General features: G+C 64.2%; 18 protein-coding genes and 1 tRNA gene. 7 read left to right on the top strand and 12 right to left on the bottom strand.

Features of this window, described 5'->3' with window-relative positions; genetic code table 11:
- The first annotated feature begins 101 nt into the window (after nucleotides 1-101).
- The gene (locus tag OZ411_RS30980; protein WP_130582967.1) at nucleotides 102-1,322 is read left to right on the top strand and encodes a ubiquinone biosynthesis hydroxylase; all 1,221 of its coding nucleotides are present in this window, start codon (nucleotides 102-104) and stop codon (nucleotides 1,320-1,322) included.
- An 84-nt stretch (nucleotides 1,323-1,406) separates the two neighbouring features.
- Here OZ411_RS30980 and OZ411_RS30975 read toward each other — a convergent pair whose 3' ends face one another.
- Nucleotides 1,407-1,604 carry a Trm112 family protein gene (locus OZ411_RS30975; protein WP_130582966.1) on the bottom strand — a complete coding sequence of 66 codons (198 nt, stop codon included), beginning with the start codon at nucleotides 1,602-1,604 and terminating at the stop codon, nucleotides 1,407-1,409.
- 68 nt (nucleotides 1,605-1,672) lie between these two features.
- Nucleotides 1,673-2,209, bottom strand: a complete 537-nt coding sequence (locus OZ411_RS30970) for a TetR/AcrR family transcriptional regulator (protein ID WP_130582965.1) — start codon at nucleotides 2,207-2,209, stop codon at nucleotides 1,673-1,675.
- 78 nt (nucleotides 2,210-2,287) lie between these two features.
- On the opposite strand from OZ411_RS30970, the gene OZ411_RS30965 reads away from it, so the two are divergent.
- Nucleotides 2,288-2,638 (top strand): hypothetical protein, encoded by a 351-nt coding sequence (locus OZ411_RS30965; protein WP_130582964.1) that lies wholly within the window; start codon nucleotides 2,288-2,290, stop codon nucleotides 2,636-2,638.
- A gap of 148 nt (nucleotides 2,639-2,786) precedes the next feature.
- On the opposite strand, the gene OZ411_RS30960 is transcribed toward OZ411_RS30965, so the two are convergent.
- Together OZ411_RS30960 and trxA are read right to left on the bottom strand one after the other, a co-directional pair.
- A complete protein-coding gene (locus tag OZ411_RS30960; RefSeq protein WP_130582963.1) occupies nucleotides 2,787-3,461 on the bottom strand; it encodes an LON peptidase substrate-binding domain-containing protein in 675 nt (224 codons plus the stop codon).
- A 146-nt stretch (nucleotides 3,462-3,607) separates the two neighbouring features.
- The gene (trxA, locus tag OZ411_RS30955; RefSeq protein WP_130582962.1) at nucleotides 3,608-4,528 is read right to left on the bottom strand and encodes a thioredoxin; all 921 of its coding nucleotides are present in this window, start codon (nucleotides 4,526-4,528) and stop codon (nucleotides 3,608-3,610) included.
- Between the two features lie 400 nt (nucleotides 4,529-4,928).
- On the opposite strand from trxA, the gene OZ411_RS30950 reads away from it, so the two are divergent.
- The 3 genes from OZ411_RS30950 to OZ411_RS30940 all read left to right on the top strand — a co-directional run bounded on the left by OZ411_RS30950 (nucleotide 4,929) and on the right by OZ411_RS30940 (nucleotide 7,488).
- Nucleotides 4,929-5,003: transfer RNA gene (locus OZ411_RS30950), tRNA-Gly, on the top strand.
- Between the two features lie 432 nt (nucleotides 5,004-5,435).
- Complete coding sequence (locus OZ411_RS30945; protein ID WP_282530998.1) at nucleotides 5,436-6,713, top strand: PQQ-dependent sugar dehydrogenase; 1,278 nt, start codon at nucleotides 5,436-5,438, stop codon at nucleotides 6,711-6,713.
- 184 nt (nucleotides 6,714-6,897) lie between these two features.
- Nucleotides 6,898-7,488: a c-type cytochrome gene (locus tag OZ411_RS30940; protein ID WP_282530997.1), complete on the top strand. Its 591-nt coding sequence runs from the start codon at nucleotides 6,898-6,900 to the stop codon at nucleotides 7,486-7,488.
- Between the two features lie 109 nt (nucleotides 7,489-7,597).
- On the opposite strand, the gene panE is transcribed toward OZ411_RS30940, so the two are convergent.
- From panE to OZ411_RS30925, 3 genes are all read right to left on the bottom strand, one after another.
- Nucleotides 7,598-8,518 carry a 2-dehydropantoate 2-reductase gene (panE, locus tag OZ411_RS30935; protein WP_282530996.1) on the bottom strand — a complete coding sequence of 307 codons (921 nt, stop codon included), beginning with the start codon at nucleotides 8,516-8,518 and terminating at the stop codon, nucleotides 7,598-7,600.
- Between the two features lie 200 nt (nucleotides 8,519-8,718).
- Nucleotides 8,719-10,068: an MATE family efflux transporter gene (locus tag OZ411_RS30930; RefSeq protein ID WP_282530995.1), complete on the bottom strand. Its 1,350-nt coding sequence runs from the start codon at nucleotides 10,066-10,068 to the stop codon at nucleotides 8,719-8,721.
- A 207-nt stretch (nucleotides 10,069-10,275) separates the two neighbouring features.
- Nucleotides 10,276-10,857, bottom strand: a complete 582-nt coding sequence (locus OZ411_RS30925) for a DUF2239 family protein (protein ID WP_282530994.1) — start codon at nucleotides 10,855-10,857, stop codon at nucleotides 10,276-10,278.
- Nucleotides 10,858-11,018: 161 nt separating this feature from the next.
- Here OZ411_RS30925 and OZ411_RS30920 point away from each other — a divergent pair, with 161 nt between their 5' ends.
- Entirely contained in the window at nucleotides 11,019-11,684 is a 666-nt protein-coding gene (locus OZ411_RS30920; protein WP_130584207.1) for a glutathione S-transferase, read from the top strand.
- Nucleotides 11,685-11,821: 137 nt separating this feature from the next.
- Here OZ411_RS30920 and OZ411_RS30915 read toward each other — a convergent pair whose 3' ends face one another.
- The 4 genes from OZ411_RS30915 to ggt form a co-directional block, all read right to left on the bottom strand.
- The gene (locus OZ411_RS30915; protein ID WP_282530993.1) at nucleotides 11,822-13,210 is read right to left on the bottom strand and encodes a serine hydrolase; all 1,389 of its coding nucleotides are present in this window, start codon (nucleotides 13,208-13,210) and stop codon (nucleotides 11,822-11,824) included.
- A gap of 210 nt (nucleotides 13,211-13,420) precedes the next feature.
- Nucleotides 13,421-14,317, bottom strand: coding sequence for an NAD(P)-dependent oxidoreductase (locus OZ411_RS30910; RefSeq protein ID WP_282530992.1), 897 nt, complete (start codon nucleotides 14,315-14,317; stop codon nucleotides 13,421-13,423).
- An 18-nt stretch (nucleotides 14,318-14,335) separates the two neighbouring features.
- The gene (locus tag OZ411_RS30905; RefSeq protein WP_282530991.1) at nucleotides 14,336-15,634 is read right to left on the bottom strand and encodes an MFS transporter; all 1,299 of its coding nucleotides are present in this window, start codon (nucleotides 15,632-15,634) and stop codon (nucleotides 14,336-14,338) included.
- 215 nt (nucleotides 15,635-15,849) lie between these two features.
- On the bottom strand, nucleotides 15,850-17,595 hold the full coding sequence (gene ggt, locus OZ411_RS30900) for a gamma-glutamyltransferase (protein ID WP_282530990.1): 1,746 nt from the start codon (nucleotides 17,593-17,595) through the stop codon (nucleotides 15,850-15,852).
- A gap of 123 nt (nucleotides 17,596-17,718) precedes the next feature.
- Here ggt and OZ411_RS30895 point away from each other — a divergent pair, with 123 nt between their 5' ends.
- Nucleotides 17,719-19,104 carry an MFS transporter gene (locus OZ411_RS30895; protein WP_282531011.1) on the top strand — a complete coding sequence of 462 codons (1,386 nt, stop codon included), beginning with the start codon at nucleotides 17,719-17,721 and terminating at the stop codon, nucleotides 19,102-19,104.
- A 102-nt stretch (nucleotides 19,105-19,206) separates the two neighbouring features.
- Here the strand turns inward: OZ411_RS30895 and purH are convergent, their stop codons facing one another.
- Nucleotides 19,207-20,799, bottom strand: a complete 1,593-nt coding sequence (purH, locus tag OZ411_RS30890) for a bifunctional phosphoribosylaminoimidazolecarboxamide formyltransferase/IMP cyclohydrolase (protein ID WP_282530989.1) — start codon at nucleotides 20,797-20,799, stop codon at nucleotides 19,207-19,209.
- Nucleotides 20,800-20,952 lie beyond the last annotated feature (153 nt).

Genomic DNA, 20,952 nt, shown 5'->3' with positions numbered 1-20,952 from the left:
TGACGGCATTACATTAAGCACCTTGCCTCAAGACCCTGTTTCGCCCAGCCGTTATCAGGTAGCAAGCACAGTCTGAGGGCATGAGCGCGTAAGGGACTTGCATGTCGGCACAGCGAGGCATTGTCATTTGCGGGGGCGCCTTTGCGGGCCTGGCGCTGGCCCTGGCGCTGCGCCAGGGGCTGGGCACCGAAATCCCCATCATCGTCGCCGATCCGGCGCTCGGGCAGCGCCCGAGCCGCGATCCGCGGGCGACCGCGATCGTCGCCGCCTGCCGCCGGTTATTCGAGGCGATCGGCATCTGGGCCGAGATCGCCGACACGACGCAGCCGATCCTCGACATGGTGGTCACCGATTCGCGGCTCGACGACGCCACCCGGCCGGCGTTCCTGACCTTTGCCGGCGATGTCGAGCCCGGCGAGCCGTTTGCGCATATGGTTGAGAACCGGCATCTGATCGACGCGCTGGTGGCGCGCACTGAGGCCGCAGGCATCGATCTGCGCGCGACCGCGGTTTCGACCTATGAGGCCAATGCCGATCTCGTCAACGTGACGCTCGCGGACGGCAGTGTGATCGAAGCGAGCCTGCTGGTGGCCGCCGACGGCGCCCGCTCGAAGCTGCGCGAGCGCGCCGGCATTGTCACGCATGGCTGGGACTATGATCAGTCCGGCATTGTCGTCACGGTCGGCCATGAGCGCGATCACCAGGGCCGCGCCGAAGAGCATTTTCTGCCCGCGGGTCCGTTCGCGATCCTGCCGCTGAAGGGAAAACGCTCCTCGCTGGTGTGGACCGAGAACCGCAAGGAAGCGTCCCGCATCGTCGGCTTGAGCGATGCGGAATTCCACGACGAGCTGGAGCGGCGCTTTGGTTTGCAGCTCGGAGAGGTCAAGGCGCTCGACAAGCCGCGCGCCTTTCCGCTCGGCTATTTCGTCGCGCGCTCCTTCATCGCCGAACGGCTGGCCCTGGTCGGCGACGCAGCGCATCTGATCCATCCGATTGCAGGGCAAGGGCTCAATATGGGCCTGAAGGATGTCGCGGCTTTGGCTGAGGTGGTGGTCGATGCGGCGAGGCTCGGCATCGATCTTGGCCAAGCCGATGTGCTCGAGCGCTACCAGCGCTGGCGCCGCTTCGACACCATGGCGATGGGGGTTGCGACCAATTCGCTGAACTTCCTGTTCTCCAACGAATCGACGCTGCTCAGGACCGTGCGCGACGTCGGGCTCGGCGTCGTCGACCGCCTGCCGCCGCTGAAGAGCTTGTTCATTCGTCAGGCCGCCGGCCTCTCGGGCGAAGTGCCGCGGCTGTTGAAGGGCGAGGCGTTGTAAGCGGCGAATAGCGAATGGGGAGTGGCGAATAGAAGGCTCCTCCTTCGCTATTCGCCACTCCCCATTCGCTATTCGCCCCCTCCATCACTCGATCTTGCGCGCTTCTTCCGGCAGCATGATCGGGATGCCGTCGCGGATCGGATACGCGAGTTTTGCGGAGCGCGAGATCAGTTCCTGCCGTTCCGCGTCGAACTCCAACGGACCCTTGGTGATCGGACAGACCAGGATTTCCAGCAGCTTTGGATCGGCGGTGCTTTCGAGATGATCAGTCGGGGAGCTCATGACGGTCTTCCAGTTTCGCAGGCGCTTCTTACCATGTCTCAAACGGCGAGTGTAACGCGCGCAGCCAATTAGCGCACGGCCATCCGCAAGAGTTCGTCGACGATCGCCTGCTGCTTTGCTTTCGGCAGCGGCTGCTCCGTCAGCGCCTGGCCGAGGAATGCCCAATAGAAGATCTGGGCACGGACGCGGGCCACGTCGTCGGTGAGGCCCGCCTGCTTCAGGAGACCTTCGACATAGCCGAGCCGCCGCTGGTCGATCGCCTGCACGGCGGCGCGTGCTGAAGCGTCGACGCTCGCCCAGCTTCGGACCGCGTTTTCCAGCGCCAGCTTTTCGGAAAACACCCGGCGCAGCAGCACGGCCAGGGCGTCAGAACCCGCCGCCGTCGCCTCGACATCGACGATGATCCGCTCCGCCGCGATCTCGCGCCAATGTTTCAGGACGGCGGCGTGGTAGGCGGCGATATCGGCGAAGTGCCAGTAAAAGCTGCCGCGGGAGACGCCCATCTCTTTTGCCAAGGGTTCGGCCTTCAGCGCGGTGAAGCCGCGTCTTGCCAGTGCTTTCAGGCCCTGGTCGAGCCAGTCCTGTGCGGAAAGCTGATCGGTCATGCAGCCTACCATACACCAGTGTATTGACAGGCGCCAATGCGCGGGCGATAACCATACACTGCTGTATGGAGGCGAACGATGCGCGATATCCTGCTGCAATGTTCCGGCCTCGCCGCGATCGCGGCGGCGCTGATCCACGGTTACCTTGGCGAATTCAAGGTCTTTCCCAAAATGACGATCGAACCGGCGCGGCTGCGCACGCTGATCCGGCTGGTCTGGCAGGCCGGCACGGTGGCGTGGATCGGTGGCGGCGTGCTGCTGCTCGCCGCGCCCTGGATGGCCTCGGAGGTGGCGCGGCACTGGATCGTCGTCACGCTCGCCTGCGTGTTCGCTTTCGCGGCCCTCGCCAATGCGGTTGCGACGCGCGGCCGGCATTTCGGCTGGATGGCGCTCAGCGCCGTGGTGGCGATGGCGGTCGCGGGGTATTAGGCTAGCCCCACACGCGGTCATTCCGGGGCACGCGCAGCGTGAACCCGGAATCCATCAAGCCGCATGCGCTGGTCGAGAAATGGATTCCGGGTTCGTCCTTCGGACGCCCCGGAATGACGGTAGAGGAGAATGACGGGACGGCCGAGAATCACTGCAGCGGCGGGTCACCGCTGGTGCGCTTCTTGGCGAGATCCATCTCGGTCACCGCGATCAGGATTTCGGCGCGGGTCTTGAGGTCGGGCGCTTCCAGCATCGCCTGCTTCTCCGCCGGGCCATAGGGCGACATCATCGCGAGCGCATTGACCAGCGCCTCGTTGGGCGCGGCTTCGATGCCGGCCCAGTCGACCTTCAGGTTGTTCGCTTTCAGGAAATCCGTCAGCACCGAGAGCAGCGCTTCGCGGTCGACGTCCTCTTCGCCGCTGCGCGCGACGAAATCGTCGGTGAAGGAGAAGAAATCGACCTTGCATTGGCGGTACGGGGTCAGCACGCTGAGCTCCTCGACCACCTTGAAGCGCGACACGCCGGTGAGTTCGAGGATGTAGCGGCCATCGCCTGATTCGGCGAGCTGGGTGATGCGGCCGACGCAGCCGACGCGGAACAGCGCCGGCTTCTCCTCATTGTGCGAATGCGTCACGTCGGGCTGGATCATGCCGATCAGCCGATGGCCGTCGCGGAAGGCGTCGTCGACCATGGCGAGATAGCGCGGCTCGAAGATGTTGAGCGGCATCTGGCCGCGCGGCAACAATAGCGCACCGGCAAGCGGAAAGACCGCGATCACCTCGGGAAGCTCGGCCGGGCCCCGATATTCGGCATTGATCGGCATCTGCGGCCCCGGTGTTATGCACGCACTAGATTATGATCCGATTGAACGAAATCGGATCATAATCTCATGTCTTTGTTTGAGCATGATCATTTCGGAAAACCGGTTTCCACTTTTCGCTACGCGGCCCTTCGGGTCCGGATCATGCTCTATGAAAACAGGATCGTCGAAAGCCGCTTTCGTCCCTCGACGGTCGCTTCATCCGCCCCGCCCCACGCTTCGAAGAACTGGACGAGCTGCTTGCGTGCGCCGTCATCGTTCCACTTGCGGTCGCGCCTGACGATCTCCAGGAGCTGGTTGGTCGCCTCGCTGCGCTTGCCCATCGCGTTCAGCGCGGTGGCGAGATCGAACCGCGCCTGATGATCGAGCGGATTTGCGGCGACTTTCTGTTCCAATTCGCCGATCGGACCGACCGATTCCGCCTGCTCGGCAAGGTCGATTGCGGCCTGCACCGCCTTCACAGCCGGCTCGTTGCGCTTGGACTCCGGCACCATGCCGAGCGTCTGTTTGGCCTGGTCGACCGCGCCCGTCGTGACATAGCATTTGGCGAGACCGGCGAGCGCGGCGATATTGGTGGCGTCGATGCCGAGCACCTCGGCATAGATCTGCGCCGCGGCCGCGGCGTCGCCTTCGGCGAGCACGGCGTCGGCTTCTTTCAGGATCTCGGCAATATTCGGCTCGCCCGCGGCAGGGACGCCCTTCGTCAGCCGCTCGATGAAGGCGTTGACCTGGCTCTCCGGGATTGCGCCCATGAAGCCGTCGGCCGGCTGGCCGTTGACAAAGGCGATCACGGCCGGGATCGACTGGATGCCCATCTGGCCGGGGATCGACGGATGCTCGTCGATGTTCATCTTGACGAGCTTGACCCGGCCCTTGGCGTTGGTCACCACCTTCTCCAGGATCGGGGTGAGCTGGCGGCAGGGGCCGCACCAGGGCGCCCAGAAATCGATCAGCACCGGCTGGCGCTTCGACTCCTCGATCACGTCCTTGACGAACGTCTGGGTGGTCGTTTCCTTGATCAGATCGCCTGCCTGCGGCGCCGGACCGCCGCCCTGCTCAACTATCGTCACGATATCCTCGCCTGATGTCCCGAGATTGGGGCCCGTTCTAGCACGGCCGGAACCGAACACCCGTCAGCTAAATGGCGGTTTGGCGCCAAATTTCAATCGCCTGGTACCCTGCTCGTTCCGCCGCAGGCCGATCATGCAGGGTCGCGATCAAATGCGGCCGGAGTTTGTGGGCTGCTTGAGGCGAATCAGCCCGTAGCGGCGTGAGGACGGGAAAAGTGGGTTCCCAGGCGAAAAACCCGGCGAGCCGCCACCGAAACGCCCCTCGGCGCGTTGCTTTCCGTCCTTTCGTCCCCATTTCCACTCAAATGAGGCGATTTAGCCGCCTTCGGGCCTGTTGCATTCACGGTCCGCTTTTGGCATAGCTCTGCCGTTGCCGGCGAGTGATCGCCGCCATCAGGATGCGGGTGTAGCTCAGTGGTAGAGCACGACCTTGCCAAGGTCGGGGTCGAGGGTTCGAGCCCCTTCGCCCGCTCCAAATTTCCCCGTCCGTCGAACTGGCTTTAACCTCCGGCCGCGCGCCGTCGTCGCGCCTGCTGCTCTCCCTCGCTTGACCGAAGCAAGCCCACGCTAAGGTATCTCCGGCGAGAAACGAGACCCGGCCCAATCATTCATCCGACGATTGATTTCCCAGCCAATCGAATCGTCGGCCGTGACGCTGCGAGCGGCGTTAACTTCGAACGAATATTGCGGCGCAATGACATCGCTGGCGCTTCGCAAGAAACAGCGCAAGCGAACCCGCTCAACTTGTCTTGACCTCGCGCGAAAGCGGCGTTCATCGCCTCGCGCTTCTCTCGCGCGAGGGATGTGCTAACATTTTCTGCTCTGGCCTCTCTCTCGCAGGCCACTACGATCGTCTCGTTAGAATCAATAAAGAGCCAGCCGCCCGGCTGGATAGGGGAGTAACGCGATGCAATCGGTTTTCAATCGTTCCATTCTTGCGCTTGCCACCATCGCCCTCGTGGCGGGGACTGGCTTTGCCAATGCGCAACAGCAGCAGGACAAGGGCAGGTCGCTGAAGAAATACGAATCCGGCACCAAGGAATTCTGGACCCATCCGCCGGATGACTGGTTCCTCGGCGACGAGACCGAAACGCAAAAGGGGCTCGCGCCGCCATCAGGACCGCCGACCGGCGCCTCCGACTCCGAGCTGGCGGCGCTGATCAAGAAGATCAAGCTGCCACAAGGCTTCAAGATCGAGGTCTACGCGTCGAACGTGCTCGCCGCGCGGCAGATGGCCTGGGGCGACAAGGGCACGCTGTTCGTCGGCTCGTTCGGGCTCGGTAACGTCTACGCAATCAAGGACAACAACGGCAAGAAAGAGGTGAAGACCATCCTCAAGGGGCTGAACATGCCCACCGGTCTCGCCTTCCGCGACGGCGCGCTCTACGTGATCGCAGTCGACAAGCTGATCCGCTACGACAATGCGGAGGCCAATCTCGACAATCTCGGCCAGGGCAAGGTGGTCTATGACGACATGCCCTCCTATGCCGCGCATGGCTGGAAATATATCGCGGTCGACAAGGACGGCTGGTTCTACATTCCGTTCGGCCCGCCCTTCAACATCGGCATTCCCCCGACCAGCCTCTCGCAGATCCGCCGCGTCGATCCCAAGACCGGCAACGCGGAAATCTGGGCGCTCGGGGTGCGCAACAGCGTCGGCGGCGATGTCGATCCGCGCACGGGTCGCTACTGGTTCACCGAGAACGCGCGCGACTGGATCAGCGACGATCTGCCGAGCGACAAGCTCAACATGATCTCGAAGATCGGCGAGCATTTCGGCTATCCCTATTGCCACCAGGGCGACCTGCCCGATCCGAAATTCGCAATGGGGCACAAATGCTCGGAGTTCACGCCGCCTGTGCTCAACCTCGGCGCCCACGTCGCCCCCCTCGGGATGAAGTTCTACACCGGCAATCAATTCCCGGCGGACTACAAGAACAACATCCTGATCGCCGAGCACGGCTCGTGGAACAGACACAAGTATCAGGGCGCGCGCATCGTGCGCGTGATCGTCGGTCCCGACGGCAAGAACGCCAAGCAGGAAGTGTTGGCGTCCGGCTGGATCGAGGGCGACCAGGGCTATCTCGGCCGCCCTGCTGACATCATCCTCGATAAGGACGGCTCGATCCTCGTTGCCGACGACTGGGCCGGTGCGATCTATCGCATCAGCTACAGCAAGAAGTGACACTGTAACGAATGGAGGCTGCGGTGGCCGGATGGCGGCCGCGGCCTCTTTGTTTTGAATTTCGTCGTTCCGGATTGCGCGCAGCGCAAGTCCGGAACCCATAACCACGAGCGATAGTTATGGATTCCGGGCCTGCGCTCCGCGCATCCCGGAATGACAGGGGTGATGGAGTGGAGCCTGACTGATGCGCCGACAGTTCGTCTCGTACCTATTTGGTGGACTCGCGCTCCTGACCACGACCGTCACTCCGATCCGCGCCGCCGATGTCGCGGCCGGCAAGGAAAAAGCGGAGATGTGCGTCTCATGCCACGGCGAGAACGGCATTTCGCAGACGGAGAACATCCCCTCGCTCGCCGGCCAGCCCGATCAGTTCCTTCAGTGGCAGCTCGTGTTCTTCCGCGCCGGCACCCGCAAGAACGAGCTGATGCAGCCGATCGTCGAGCAGCTCAACAATGACGACATCCGCAATCTCGGCGCCTACTTCTCCTCGCTGACGCCGCCGAAGGGCCCGAAGGACGACGATCCTGATCTGTCGGAAAAGGGCAAGCAGGCCGCCGCCGGCCGCCGCTGCGCGTCATGCCATACCGACAGCTATGCCGGCACCAAGGCGGTGGCGCGCATCGCCGGCCAGCGCGAGGATTATCTCGTCAAGGCGCTGCACGACTACAAGTCCAGCGCGCGCTCCGGCGGCGGCATGGCCGCGATGGCCGAGGTCGCCTATCCCCTGAGCGAAGAAGAGATCACCGCGCTCGCGCATTATCTGGCACATCTCTGATGGTGATGCCGTAGCCGTAGCCCGGGTGGAGCGCAGCGTAACCCGGGAACACTGTGCGCCGCGGAGAGGGTTGTCCCGGGTTGCGCTGCGCTCCACCCGGGCTACAGGACTACTTGCCCCGTTGCAATTCGTACGCCTTGAGATGCGTATATGCCGTGCGCAATTTCGGCACGGGAATCTTCGCGGCGTCGGCGCGGGCGACGAGGTCGCCGATCACGTGATCGGCTTCGACCGGCAAGCCGGCCTTGATGTCGCGGAACATCGAGGCGGTCATCGGCGAACCCGCGGCGGTCAGCATGCCCTTGACGCGTTCGAAGAACGGTCCAGCCGGCGCATAGCCTTCGGCGGTCGCCACCGCGCTGCATTCGTCGAGCATGCCGAGCAGGAAATCCTTGCCGCCGGGCGCGGCCAGGATGTTGCCGACGGAGGTGCGCATCAGGCTGGTGGAAGCCGCGAGCGAAGCCAGGAACACCCACTTTTCCCACATGTCCTGCATCACATGATCGCTGGCGGTTGCGCCATTGACGGCGGAAAACACCTCCGCGATCGCGCGCACGCGGTCGGACATCTTGCCGTCGCGTTCGCCGAACGTCAGCGACTGCATCGGCTGAAGCTGCACCACCTCGCGCGCATCATTGAGCGTTGCCGCAATCGCGCAGAGGCCGCCGAGAACCTGCTCGGCGCCGAATTTCTTGTCGAGCGCGCTCAGATGCAGCATGCCGTTGAGCAGCGGGATGATGGCGGTGTTCGGTCCGACCGCCGGTGCGAACGACTTGATGGCATCGTCCAGGTCGAACGCCTTGCAGCTCAACAGCACGACGTCGAATGTCTCGGTCAACTTGTCAGCCTGCACCGTCGGCGGATTCTTCAAGGTCACGTCGCCGTTTGGGCTCTTGATCACAAGCCCGGCAGTCGCGAGTTCGGATGCGCGCTTGGGGCGCACCAGGAACGTAATGTCACGGCCGGCCTGCAGCAGCCGCCCGCCGAAATATCCGCCGATCGCACCGGCGCCGACGACGAGAACGCGCATGGGATGATTCCTTGTTGTTGTTGCTTCGGGGATGGCAGGTGAATGGCGAATGGGGAGTAGCGAATAGGGATGGATGCTTTCCGTCAAGCGAGAATCCCTGGGTAACTACCTCTTCTTCGCTCCTCAGTTCCGGTGGTCCATTCTGTCGCGATCTTCGCGGCACGTCTACAGTATGATGATGGTCATCATACTGTGTCGTGTCAAATCAAACGCTCGACCGTCTGCTTCCGCCAGACCAGCATGTAATAGCCCATCTGCAGCAGGAACATGGTGCAGAAGGTGATCGGATAGGCGACCCACACCCCCTCGATGCCGATCAGCCGGCTGAGGATGATGGCGGACGGGATCTCGACCAGCATGATCGCGAGGGCGGAGATCAAGAGCGGCATCCAGACCGTGCCGCCGGCGCGCATCGCCCCCGAAAACACCGTCGACATCCCGAACAGGACCGAGCTCCACAGCACGATGTGCAGCAGTCCCTGCGCGAGCTCGAGCACGGCGGGGTCGGTGATGAAAAAGCCCATCAGCGTGCGGGAGAACAGATAGCCGAGCGTGGCCAGTCCGCCAGTCAGGATCAGGTTCATCTTCAGCCCGGTGCCGACGATGGCGCCGATCTGGCCGGCTTGGCCGCGGCCGATCGCCTGCGCTCCGAAGATCGAGACCGAGATCGCGATCGAGAGCGCGGGGAACTGCACATAGCTCAAGACCTGGTTGACCGCTCCATAGGCCGCCGTGGCGTTGGAGCCGAAGCCGTTGACGAGGCCGAGCAGCACCAGCTCGGCGAGCGACATCACCACCATGCCGAGCGCTGCGGGAATGCCGAGCCGCAACACGGTTCGCAGCAGCGTGCCGTCCGGCCGCATCGCGCGCAGGAACGCGGCATCGAAAGCCAGCGCATGGCCTCGTCGCCGCAGATAGAGGTGGAGCCATATCAGCGTCAGCAGGCTCGATACCGCCGAGGCCCAGGCGGCGCTGGCGACGCCGAGATGCGGCAGGCCAAGCCAGCCGCGGATCAGCGCCGGCGTCACCACGAGGCCGATGACGGTCGAAATCGCGAGCGCGACCAGCGGCGTCAGCGTGTCGCCGACGCCGCGCAGCATCGAACTGGCCAGGATGAAGGCGAAGGTAAGCGGCATCGTGACCATCATGGTCCGCGCGTAGGACGTGGCGGCATCGAGGATATCAGCCGGTGTGGCGAGCGCGACCAGCAGATCGCGCGTGAACAGCAATCCGAACAGCGCGATGCCAATGGCCAGCAGGAGCGCAACCGTCAGCGTGGTGCCGGCCACCGCCTTGACCTTGTCAGATTGGCCGGCGCCGAAGGCCTGGCCGACCAGCACGGTCGCGCCGGAGCTTAAGCCCATCACGAAGGCGATCAGGAAGAACATCACCGGGAAGAACACCGAGACGGCGGCGAGCGCATCGACCCCGATCATCTGTCCCAGATAGACGCTGTTGATGGTGCCGAACAGCGCCTGCAGGATGTTGCTCAGCATCATCGGCAGCAGGAAGGCGAGGAAGGTCCTCCAGAGCGGCGGCGGCGTGGACATGGGAAGGTACCTGCTAAAGCATGTGGGGTAGCTGATTGAGTCAGTCGGGCCGCGAGTTCACCTCCCCCGCTTGCGGGGGAGGTCGGATCGCATCGCCAGATGCGATCCGGGTGGGGGCTTTCTCGACATAGCGAGTCCCGCCGCGGAGACACCCTCACCCCACCCTCTCCCACAAGCGGGGAGAGGGAGCGCATCTCCGTCGAGGCGCTAATCCGCGCGGTCGCTGTAGGCGAGCTTGACGACGTGGTCGCGAATGTCCGGCGGCCATTCGGCGATCTCGCCGACGAAGCGGCGGCGGTCGTCGGAGAACAGTGCGCGCGAGGCCTCCTCGAATTTCGGGAGGTTGCCAGCCATCGCCGACATGAAGTGATAGGCGGCATCGCGTGCGGCGCGTTGGCGGTCGCGGTCGCCGCTGCTGCGGCGCGCCTCGTCCACGAGCTTGCGGAGCGCGACCGAGGCGCCGCCGGGCTGCGCGTTGAGCCATTCCCAATGGCGCGGCAGCAGCGTCACTTCGCGCGCGACCACGCCGAGTTTCGGTCGCCCGCGGCCACGCGGCTCGCTCGGTGGCGCCTCGGGCGCTTCGCTTGGCGGAGCCGATGCCGGCAGCCGTGCCAGGATCGCGTCATCGCTGCCGCGAAGGTCGAGATCAACGGCGCGCCCGGTCCCGTCGCAGAAGATCGCAATCGGCTCGGCGCTCTGGCCGGCCCGTTTGACCGCCAGCGCGACCTCGGCCAAAGGCCCGGTGGCGAGGCGCCGCTGGCCTTCGAAGGCTGTAAATGTCTGATTCATTTGAGTTATCCAGTCGACTCGCGTTTCATGCATTTATGCCCGGGTATAATTTCGATGTCAATATCACCCGGATAAATAATTTGGCCTCTCGGCCAATCGCGAATCCCGCGATTGCCTGATAGGGAACGCCCGGGAAGGTTCTTTGCATTTCGGGGGACGCCGTGCTGACCGTTCATCACCTCAACAACTCGCGCTCGCAACGGGTGCTGTGGCTCCTGGAAGAGCTTGGCGTGCCCTATGAGATCGTGCGCTATCAGCGTGGGCCCGACATGCGCGCGCCGAAGGAGTTGCTGGCGGTGCATCCGCTCGGCAAGTCGCCCGTCATCACCGATAACGGCAACACGATCGCGGAATCCGGCGCGATCGCCGAATACATCCTCGGCACTTACGGCAAGGGACGCTTGATCCCGCCGCCGGACACGCCGGAGCGGCTGCGCTACACCTATTGGCTGCATTATGCCGAGGGATCGGCGATGTCGCCGCTGCTGCTGAAGCTGCTGTTCACGATGATGCCGAAGCGCGCGCCCGCTTTGTTGCGGCCACTGGTGCGCAAGGTCACCAACCAGGCGCTAACCGTGCTGGTCAATCCGCAGCTCAAGCAGCACATGACGTTCTGGGAGGCGGAACTCGGCAAAAGCCAATGGTTCGCGGGCAACGAGTTCAGCGTGGCCGATATCCAGATGAGTTTTCCGCTGGAAGCCGCCTCCGCGCGCGCCGGGCTGGAGGAGGGGCATCCCAGGTGCATGGCGTTCCTCGAACGCATTCACGCGCGCCCGGCCTATGTCCGCGCGCTGGAGAAGGGCGGACCGTATCTGGTGGGGCGGTAGGCGAAGTCACCTCTCCCCGCTCTTGCGGGGAGAGGTCGGCGCGTAGCGCCGGGTGAGGGGCGTTGCCGCGCATTCGGTGTTCGTGGAAGCAGCCCCTCACCCCAACCCTCTCCCCGCAAGAGCGGGGCGAGGGAGTCTCACCGCTCCACCGCCGCGATCACCTCTTTCACCAGACGCGCCAATCCGCGCATGTCTCCGGTCCGATCGACGCTGTCGCCGAGGCGGACCACGACGAGGTGCTGCGTCGGCATGATGACGATGCGCTGGCCGAGGTCGCCCGAGGCAAAGAAGGCGTCGCGGGGAATGCCGAGCGCGACACGGTTCTTGGCACGCGCATGTTCGCTGCGGTTGGTCCAGAAGCCGGCGCCGTAGTCGGTCTTCAGGGTCGCGGCGGCGGAAAAGTCCACCCAGTCTTCGTGCAACAACCGCTTGCCGCCGACCACGCCGTCATTGAGATAGAGCAGCCCGAAACGGGCCCAATCACGCGCGCTCGCCAGCATGTAGGCGGTGCCCTGCAGCGTGCCGCTGCCGTCGAATTCCAGCGTGACACTGCGCATGCCGAGCGGATTGAACAATTCGCGCCAGGCAAAGGCGAGCGTCTGTTCGGGCCCGCCGACGGCATCGCGGATGATCCGTGCCAAGAGTTGCGTCGAGGGACTCGAGTAGTGCCAGCGCGTGCCGGGCGGCGCCATCAGGGGCGCCTTCACCGCAAAGCCCGCCATGTCGTCATGCAGGTAGGCCATCTGGCTCGAGGGATCGAAGCCCGAATTGGTCTCGTCCAGCGCCAGCCCCGTGGTCATGCGCATGAGGTGCTCCACTTCGATCTCGCGACGCGGATCATTCCTGCCGCGCCATTCCGGGATCGGCGCGGGCATCGACGGCGTGACGACGCCTTGTTGGGTCAGGATTCCGATCAGCGCATTGATCACCGACTTGGTCATGGAAAAACCAAGCAGCGGCGTATCGACACTGATGCCCTTGGCATAGCGCTCGGCGATCACCTTGCCATGATGGACGACCACCACCGCCTTGGTGCGCCGGAACGGCGGCTCCGCCGGCTCCTCGAAGGCATCATCGAGTGCCGCTTTCAGCGCCGGGTCCGAAGGCTCGACAGGTTCAGGGCCCGCGATCTCCTCAAGCAGCGGCAGCGCTTTTGTCACCTTCAGCGCGTCGATATCGCTCTTGAGCACATAAGGCGCCTTCGCGCCGTGCAGCAGCACGCATCCGAGCCCATCGTGAAACGCAGCACGGCTTGTCAGCCATCCAGCCATCGACGCGTCGACGGTCTTGCCGGTGCGGTCGAGCGCAAAGCGGAGCAGCGGACGCAGTCTGCGGATGCCGGCCCGATCGATGGTTTCCGAAAACACCGTTTCCGGATCGAGGCCGGAGACGAACACCTTGGAACAGACATTGTGTGCGACCACGCCGGTCGCGACACGAACGGCCCGATCAGGACGGAAGTAGGCGGCAATCGCCACCGCGGCGGCGAAAGCGATTGCTGCCGCGATCCATTTCTGCCAGCCCACAAATTCCTCCGCGCCTGAGCCGATCTTACTTTACCTCGCCCCGCTTGCGGGGAGAGGTCGGAATGCAAGCGCAGCTTGAATTCCGGGTGAGGGGGACTCTCCGCGAGTTCACCTATCACCCAGTTCGCGGAGGCAGCCCCTCACCCCGACCCTCTCCCCGTGAAGAACGGGGAGAGGGAGAAGAGGCTCCGTGCTTGCTTCGATCGAGTTCTACCGTGACTTCTGGGCTTCGCCAACGGAGGGCAGTGGTTGGACGGTGACGCCGGGCGGCGGCACATCGTCGTCGGGTACGAAGAAATCCGACATCAGCGCGACCTTCGGGTCGACGCGGTAGTGCTCGAAATCGCGCATGCCGCTGTCATAGAGCACCTTGTCGTCGATGCAGAACCGGCCGGTGAATTCGCGCGCTGGTCTGGTCAGGATAACATGCGCGGCATCGGCCATGATCTCGGGTGTGCGGCTGGCACGCATCATGGCGTCGCCGCCGAGGAGGTTGCCGACCGCGGCGGTGGCGATCGTCGAGCGCGGCCACAGCGCGTTGACGGCGACGCCGGCCGATCGCAATTCGCCTGAGAGCCCCAGCACGCACATGCTCATGCCATACTTCGCCATGGTGTAGGCGGTGGAATGCTCGAACCATTTTGCTTTCATGTCGAGTGGTGGTGACAGCATCAGGATGTGCGGGTTTACTGCTTTCTTCAGATGCGCAATGCAATATTTCGACACCATGAAGGTGCCGCGCGTGTTGATACCCAACATCAGGTCGAACCGCTTCATCTCCGTGGCCTGCGAGTCGGTCAGGCTGATCGCGCTGGCGTTGTTGACGCAGATGTCGATGCCGCCGAATTCGGTGACCGTCTTGTCGATCGCCGCGATCACCTGCGCCTCGTCCCTGATATCGCAGACGACCGGCAGCGCCTTGCCGCCGGCGGCGCGGATCTCGTCGGCGGCGGTGTAGATCGTGCCTTTCAGTTTCGGATGCGGTTCCGTGGTCTTGGCGGCGATCGCGATATTGGCGCCATCGCGTGCCGCCCGCAGCGCAATCGCGAGCCCGATGCCGCGGCTCGCACCGGTGATGAACAGCGTCTTGCCCTTGAGCGACGTCATCCGAACCTCCCGTGTTATTCATCCATCTGCATGCAACACCCGTCCGCGGGTCTCCGGCAGCGCGTAGGCGGCCAGGAAGAATACAGCGTAAGCGGCGACCGCGAAAATCGCGATCGCATTGGCGAGCGACGTCGTGGTCGAGAGCGCGCCGACGAGATACGGGAACAGCGCGCCGATGCCGCGGCCGAAATTATAGCAGAAGCCCTGTCCGGAGCCGCGCAGCCGCGTCGGATAGAGCTCGGTCAGGAACGCGCCCATGCCGGAGAAATAGCCTGATGCGAAGAAGCCGAGCGGAAAGCCCAGCACCCACAGCAATTCGTTGCTGATCTCCACTTGCGTATAGAGCAGTACGACCGCGATGGCGCCGAGCGAGAAAGTCAGGAACAGGTTCCGGCGGCCGATGCGATCGGCGAGCCAGGCGCCGACGAGATAGCCGATGAAGGAGCCGATGATCAGCGCGGCGAGATAGCCGGTCGAGGTGACGATCGAAAGGTGGCGCTCCGTGGTGAGGAAGCGCGGCACCCAGAAGGTGATGGCGTAGTAGCCGCCCTGGCAGCCCGTCGCCGCCAGCGACGCCAGGATCGTCGTCTTCAGGATCGGACCGTGGAAGATCTCCCACAGCGACGGCCGGTCGCCTTCGGCCTGCTGCTTCACGCGCGTCGCCGCCGCGATCTCAGGTTCGGTGACGTAGCGGCGCAGATAGAACACCAAGAGCGCCGGCAGCGCGCCGATCACGAACATCCAGCGCCACGCGGTCTCCGCGGGAAGAATCGTGAACAGGATCGCCTGCGCGAGCACCGCCAGGCCCCAGCCGACCGCCCAGCCCGATTGCACCGAACCGACCGCGCGTCCGCGATATTGCGGCCGGATCGCTTCGCCCATCAGCACCGCGCCCGCCGCCCATTCGCCGCCGAAGCCCAAGCCCAGGATTGCCCGCGCGATCAGGAGCTGATCGAAATTCTGCGCGACCGCGCAGATCAGCGAGAAGAACGAGAACCAGAGAATGGTGATTTGCAACGTCCTGACACGACCGATGCGGTCGGCGAGATAACCGCCGAGCCAGCCGCCGATGGCCGACGAGAGCAGCGTCACCGTGCCCGCAAGGCCCGCGGTGCCGGCATCGACCTTCCACAGCGTGATGATGGTGCCGATCACGAGCGGATAGATCATGAAATCCATGCCGTCGAGCGCCCAGCCCGAGGCGCAGGCCCAGAAGGTGCGCCGCTCCTGCAGGTTCATGTCGCGGTAGAAGGCGAGCAGGCTGGTGTCGTGGATTTCAGCGACTTCCATCGCCTTCGATGGATCCGATGTCGTCATGTTGAGGTCTCCGCGAGTTTCTTCTTGATCGGCCCTATTGCATGCGGCCGGCTTGCGGGAAAGGTAAATCTATCGCGACAGGATAGCCGGAATGTGCATGCATCTCCATCCGTCATTGCGAGCGCAGCGAAGCAATCCATGCCGCCACGTGTGGAGAAATGGATTGCTTCGCTGCGCTCGCAATGACGGGTGGAAGAGCGTACGGCCCGTCTCCGTCAATACCCCGCCGCGTCAGCGCCGCGGGTGCGGGGATCGGGGGCGCCGAGCGGGCCGTTCGATGTCACCAGGATCGAGTTGGCGGAGGAATAGCCGAGCGGCTCGACGAGCTTGTGGCCTTTGGCCCTGAGCTCGGCCAGCACGTCATCGGGAAATCCCTTCTCGATCCGCACTTCATCCGGCAGCCATTGATGATGCACGCGCGGAGCGGCGACAGCGCCGGCGATATCCATTTTGTAATCGATGACATCGACGATCACCTGCGTCACCGCGGAGATGATGCGGCTGCCACCGGGCGTGCCCGTCACCAGCACCGGCTTGCCGTTCCTCAGCACGATGGTTGGCGACATCGACGACAACGGCCGTTTTCCCGGACCGGGCAGATTGGCCTCGAAGCCGACCAGGCCGAATGCATTCGAGGCGCCGGGCGCGGCGGTGAAATCGTCGAGCTCGTTGTTGAGCAGCACGCCGGTGCCCTCGGCGACGAGGCCGACGCCATAGGGGAAGTTCAGCGTATAGGTGTTGCTGACCGCATTGCCGTGTTCGTCGACCACGGAGTAATGCGTGGTGTTGGAACCTTCGCGCGGCGGCACCGCGGCCGCTTCGGCCCAGGGCGTGGCGCGGGCAAGATCGATGGTGGCGCGCTGCTTGGCGGCATAATTCTTGTCGAGCAAAGCGACCGTCGGCGCATTGATGAAGGCGGGATCGCCGAGATAGCGGGCGCGATCGGCATAGGCGCGCTTCATCGCTTCGATCATGACATGGAGCGAAGCGGCCGAGCCCTGCTTCATGTCGGACATCTGGAAACCCTCGAGGATGTTCAGGATCTCCAGCAGCACGATGCCGCCCGAGGAAGGTAGCGGCATCGAGACGATGTCATAGCCGCGATAGGTGCCGCGCACCGGCGTGCGGATCACGGGCTGATAGGATTTCAGATCATCCAGCGCCATGATGCCGCCGGCATCGCTGATAGCCTTGACGAGCTTTTCCGCGACCGGCCCCTCGTAGAAGCCGCGCGGGCCCTGTTCGGCGATTGCGGCGAGCGTGACCGCGAGATCGCTCTGGATCAGCGTGTCGCCCTCATGCAGCGGCGAGCCATCTACGCGGGAGAACGTCCTGGTCGAGTGCGGCCAGCGCGACATGCGGCGATACATGTCCGGCAGCGTGTCCGCGGTATCGTCAGCAACGGGAAGGCCGTCGCGCGCTAGATCGATCGCGGGTTTGACGATCTGCGCCAGCGTGAATTTCCCCGAACCATATTTCTCCAGCGCCAGCGCGAGACCGGCGACCGTGCCGGGCACGCCGATGCCGAGCGCGGAATTGCGCGACTTGTCGGGATCGGGCTTGCCCTCGGCATTGAGGAAGATGTCGCGGGTGATGGCGCTAGGGGCGGTCTCGCGATAGTCGATCGCGATATCCTCGTTGCGGTCGGCGAGATGGATCACCATGAAACCGCCGCCGCCGATATTACCGGCGCGCGGATAGGTCACCGCCATGGCAAAGCCGGTCGCGACCGCCGCATCGACGGCATTGCCGCCCTGGCGCATGATGTCGGCGCCGACGCGGGCTGCCAGCTTTTCCTGCGCCACCACCATGCCATGTTCGGCGGCAATGCCCCGCATGGTGTCGGCAGCCGGTGGCATGTAGAAGCGGCGCTGTTCCTGCGCGGCCGCCGGCATGATCGTGAAGACCACGAGCACGACAGTCGCGACAATCCTGCGCCAACGATTTGAGGAAGCTGTCATCAATATTTCGCCGCGGTTGGAGCCGAAGTGAAGCGCTCGCGTAAGCGCCGCATGCTATATGGATTTGAAGCCGACAGGCAAAGCGCCTGTTCGTGATTGGGGCAGGACGATTTTCGCATGGACATGGCAATCAGCGAGGCAGGCAACGCGGAGTTGCCGAAGGAATATCCAAGCCGTGCCGCCGTCGTTAGCTGGATCTTTTTCGACTGGGCCGCGCAGCCTTATTTCACGCTGATCACGACCTTCGTCTTCGCGCCCTATTTTGCAGGTTTCGTCGCGCCCGATCCAGCGAGCGGGCAGGCGATGTGGGGCTTTGCCACCGCTGCGGCGGGGCTTGCGATCGCGCTATTGTCGCCGGTGCTCGGCGCCATCGCGGACGCCAGCGGCCGGCGCAAGCCGTGGATCGCCGGTTTCGGCGCGCTGCTCGTGCTCGGCTCCTCGCTGATGTGGATCGGCCGGCCCGGCGATGCCAGCATCATCCCGCCGCTTCTGTTTGCCTATGCGCTCGCCTCTGTCGGCGCCGAGTTCGCCACCGTCTTCAACAATGCGATGATGCCGACCTTGGTGCCGCCGAACCGGATCGGGCGGCTCTCAGGAACGGGCTGGGCCACCGGCTATGCCGGCGGCGTGCTCAGCCTGTTCCTGGTGCTCGGCTTCCTTGCGGCCAGCCCTGACAGCGGGCGCACGCTGTTCGGTTTCAAGCCGCTGTTCGGGCTCGATCCCGCCACGCATGCGGGCGATCGCATCACCGGACCTTTGACCGCCCTCTGGTTCATCCTGTTCGTGACGCCGCTGTTTCTGTTCACGCCGGACTATCCGGCGAAGCGGCCGGTGCGGCAGGCGCTGCGCGAGGGTTTGCGCGAATTGAAGCAAACGATCGGCGAACTGCCGAGGCGGAAATCGCTCGCGACGTTCCTGCTCGCCAACATGATCTACGCCGATGGACTGGTATCGCTGTTCGCGTTCGGCGGCATCTACGCTGCCGGCACCTTCGGCTGGCGCACGATCCAGATCGGCACCTTCGGCATCATCCTCGCAATCGCCGGTGTGTTCGGCGCTTGGCTCGGGGGCAAGCTTGACGATCTCCTGGGCCCGAAGCGCGTGATCGTGGGCAGCTTGATCATCCTCTTGTTCTCGATCGCGGCTATTCTGCTCGTCGACAAGGATTCGATCCTGTTCGTGCCGGTTGCGCCGCCCGAGCCGGGCGGTGCGCTGTTCGCCGGTGCCGCCGAGCGCGCCTATCTCGTGCTTGGCTGTTTGATCGGCGCCGCCGGCGGGCCGTTGCAGGCGGCCTCGCGCACGCTTCTCATCCAGCTCGCGCCGAAGGATCGCATCGCGCAGTATTTCGGATTGTTCGCGCTGACCGGCAAGGTGACGTCGTTCATGGGCCCGCTCCTGATCGGGGCGATCACCGCAGCGACCGCGAGCCAAAAGGCCGGCATGGCGGTGCTGGTGCTGTTCTTTCTCGGGGGGTTGGCGCTGGTCGTGCGGGTGCGGGACAATCCGTAGCCCGGATGAAGCGCAGCGCAATCCGGGACGGCTCAATCCGCGGACGCAGGACCCCGGATTACGCTGCGCTCCATCCGGGCTACGTCTACTACGCTTACCGGCTCAATGTCGGAAATGCCTGACGCCGGTGAAGACCATGGCGATGCCGTGCTCGTCGGCGGCCTTGATCACTTCGTCGTCGCGCATGGAGCCGCCGGGCTGGATCACCGCGGTGGCGCCGGCCTCGATGCAAGCGAGCATGCCGTCGGCGAACGGGAAGAAGGCATCCGAGGCGACGACCGAGCCCTTGGTCAGCGGCTCGGCGAGCTTCAACTCGGCGGCGGCATCCTGCGCCTTGCGCGCGGCGATGCGGGCGGAATCGACGCGGCTCATCTGGCCGGCGCCGATGCCCACAGTGGCGAGATCCTTGGCGTAGATGATGGTGTTCGACTTCACGTGCTTTGCAACGCGGAAGGCGAATTTGAGATCGCGCAGCTCGGCGTCCGAGGGGGAGCGCCTGGTCACGACTTTCAGCGCCATGTCGTCGATCACCGCATTGTCGCGGCTCTGCACCAATAGCCCGCCAGCGACGGTCTTGGCGGTGAGGCCCGCCGCGCGTGGGTCGGGCAGGCCGCCGGCGAGCAGAAGACGGAGATTCTTCTTCGCCGCGACGATCTTGATCGCTTCATCGGTCGCGTCAGGCGCGATGATGACCTCGGTGAAGATCTCGGTGATCGCGCGCGCGGCGTCCGCATCGAGTGTGCGGTTGACGGCGACGATGCCGCCAAAGGCGGACGTCGAATCGCAGGCCAATGCCTTTCGATATGCGCTGACGAGATCGGCGCCTTCGGCGACGCCGCACGGATTGGCATGCTTGACGATAACGCAGGCGGCGGTGCGCTTGGCATCGAACTCGCCGATGCATTCATAGGCCGCGTCGGTGTCGTTGATATTGTTGTAGGACAGTTCCTTGCCCTGCACCTGCCGCGCGGTGGCAACGCCGGGACGTTTCTCCGGCGTTGCGTAGAATGCGGCGCTCTGGTGCGGGTTCTCGCCATAGCGCAGCTTCTGGATCAGTCTTCCGCCGACGGCGCGGAAATCCGGCGCCTCGGTCTTGAGCTCTTTCGCGAACCAGTTCGAGATCGCCGCGTCATAGGCCGCGGTGCGGGCATAGGCTTTCGCGGCGAGGCGGCGGCGAAGCGCGAGCGTGGTCGCGCTTTTGTTGGCCGCGAGCTCGTCGAGCACCGCTTGATAGTCCTGCGCCTCGACGATCACGGCGACGTCGTCGTGATTCTTCGCCGCGGCGCGGATCATCGCGGGACCGCCGATGTCGATATTCTCGATGCACTCCTCAAAGCCGGCGCCCTTCTCGACGGTGGCCTCGAACGGATAGAGATTGACGACAAGCAGATCGATCGGCGCGATACCGTGGGCCTGCATTGCCGCCGCGTGCTCCTTGTTGTCGCGGATCGCAAGCAGGCCGCCATGCACCTTGGGATGCAAGGTCTTGACCCGGCCGTCCATCATCTCGGGAAAGCCGGTGAGGTCGGAAACGTCTTTCACTTTCAGCCCGGCCGCGGCGATCGCCTTGGCCGTGCCGCCGGTGGAAACCAGCTCCACGCCGTGGCCCGCCAGCGCCGTGGCGAACTCGATCAATCCGGTCTTGTCGGAAACGGAAAGGAGCGCGCGGGTCACGCGGCGAAGCTGTTCGGTCATGTCGGGAATCCCTGGCTGTTAGAGCGTTTTCGAGCGAAGTGGGTACCGGTTCGCGTGAAGAAAACGCCTCAAAACAAGAATCTAGACCAGCCGGGTAGCATGGTTTTGCGGTCCATGAAACCGCTCGCCGGCCCATGCGGTAAAATTTGACCC

This window comes from Bradyrhizobium sp. Arg237L (assembly GCF_029990105.1).
Classification (GTDB): Bacteria; Pseudomonadota; Alphaproteobacteria; order Rhizobiales; family Xanthobacteraceae; genus Bradyrhizobium.
Note: the sequence above shows the minus strand (reverse complement) of the source record. Positions and strands in the feature narration are given on the sequence as shown.

Excerpts from the sequence above, each read along its gene's own strand:
- OZ411_RS30975 (WP_130582966.1), bottom strand. The coding sequence starts at position 1,604 with ATGAGCTCCCCGACTGATCATCTCGAAAGCACCGCCGATCCAAAGCTG.
- OZ411_RS30940 (WP_282530997.1), top strand. The coding sequence starts at position 6,898 with ATGCGCCGACAGTTCGTCTCGTACCTATTTGGTGGACTCGCGCTCCTG.
- OZ411_RS30925 (WP_282530994.1), bottom strand. The coding sequence starts at position 10,857 with ATGAATCAGACATTTACAGCCTTCGAAGGCCAGCGGCGCCTCGCCACC.
- ggt (WP_282530990.1), bottom strand. The coding sequence starts at position 17,595 with ATGACAGCTTCCTCAAATCGTTGGCGCAGGATTGTCGCGACTGTCGTG.
- OZ411_RS30905 (WP_282530991.1), bottom strand. The coding sequence starts at position 15,634 with ATGACGACATCGGATCCATCGAAGGCGATGGAAGTCGCTGAAATCCAC.
- OZ411_RS30945 (WP_282530998.1), top strand. The coding sequence starts at position 5,436 with ATGCAATCGGTTTTCAATCGTTCCATTCTTGCGCTTGCCACCATCGCC.
- OZ411_RS30980 (WP_130582967.1), top strand. The coding sequence starts at position 102 with ATGTCGGCACAGCGAGGCATTGTCATTTGCGGGGGCGCCTTTGCGGGC.
- OZ411_RS30895 (WP_282531011.1), top strand. The coding sequence starts at position 17,719 with ATGGCAATCAGCGAGGCAGGCAACGCGGAGTTGCCGAAGGAATATCCA.
- OZ411_RS30960 (WP_130582963.1), bottom strand. The coding sequence starts at position 3,461 with ATGCCGATCAATGCCGAATATCGGGGCCCGGCCGAGCTTCCCGAGGTG.
- OZ411_RS30930 (WP_282530995.1), bottom strand. The coding sequence starts at position 10,068 with ATGTCCACGCCGCCGCCGCTCTGGAGGACCTTCCTCGCCTTCCTGCTG.
- OZ411_RS30965 (WP_130582964.1), top strand. The coding sequence starts at position 2,288 with ATGCGCGATATCCTGCTGCAATGTTCCGGCCTCGCCGCGATCGCGGCG.
- panE (WP_282530996.1), bottom strand. The coding sequence starts at position 8,518 with ATGCGCGTTCTCGTCGTCGGCGCCGGTGCGATCGGCGGATATTTCGGC.
- OZ411_RS30970 (WP_130582965.1), bottom strand. The coding sequence starts at position 2,209 with ATGACCGATCAGCTTTCCGCACAGGACTGGCTCGACCAGGGCCTGAAA.
- purH (WP_282530989.1), bottom strand. The coding sequence starts at position 20,799 with ATGACCGAACAGCTTCGCCGCGTGACCCGCGCGCTCCTTTCCGTTTCC.
- OZ411_RS30910 (WP_282530992.1), bottom strand. The coding sequence starts at position 14,317 with ATGACGTCGCTCAAGGGCAAGACGCTGTTCATCACCGGTGCGAGCCGC.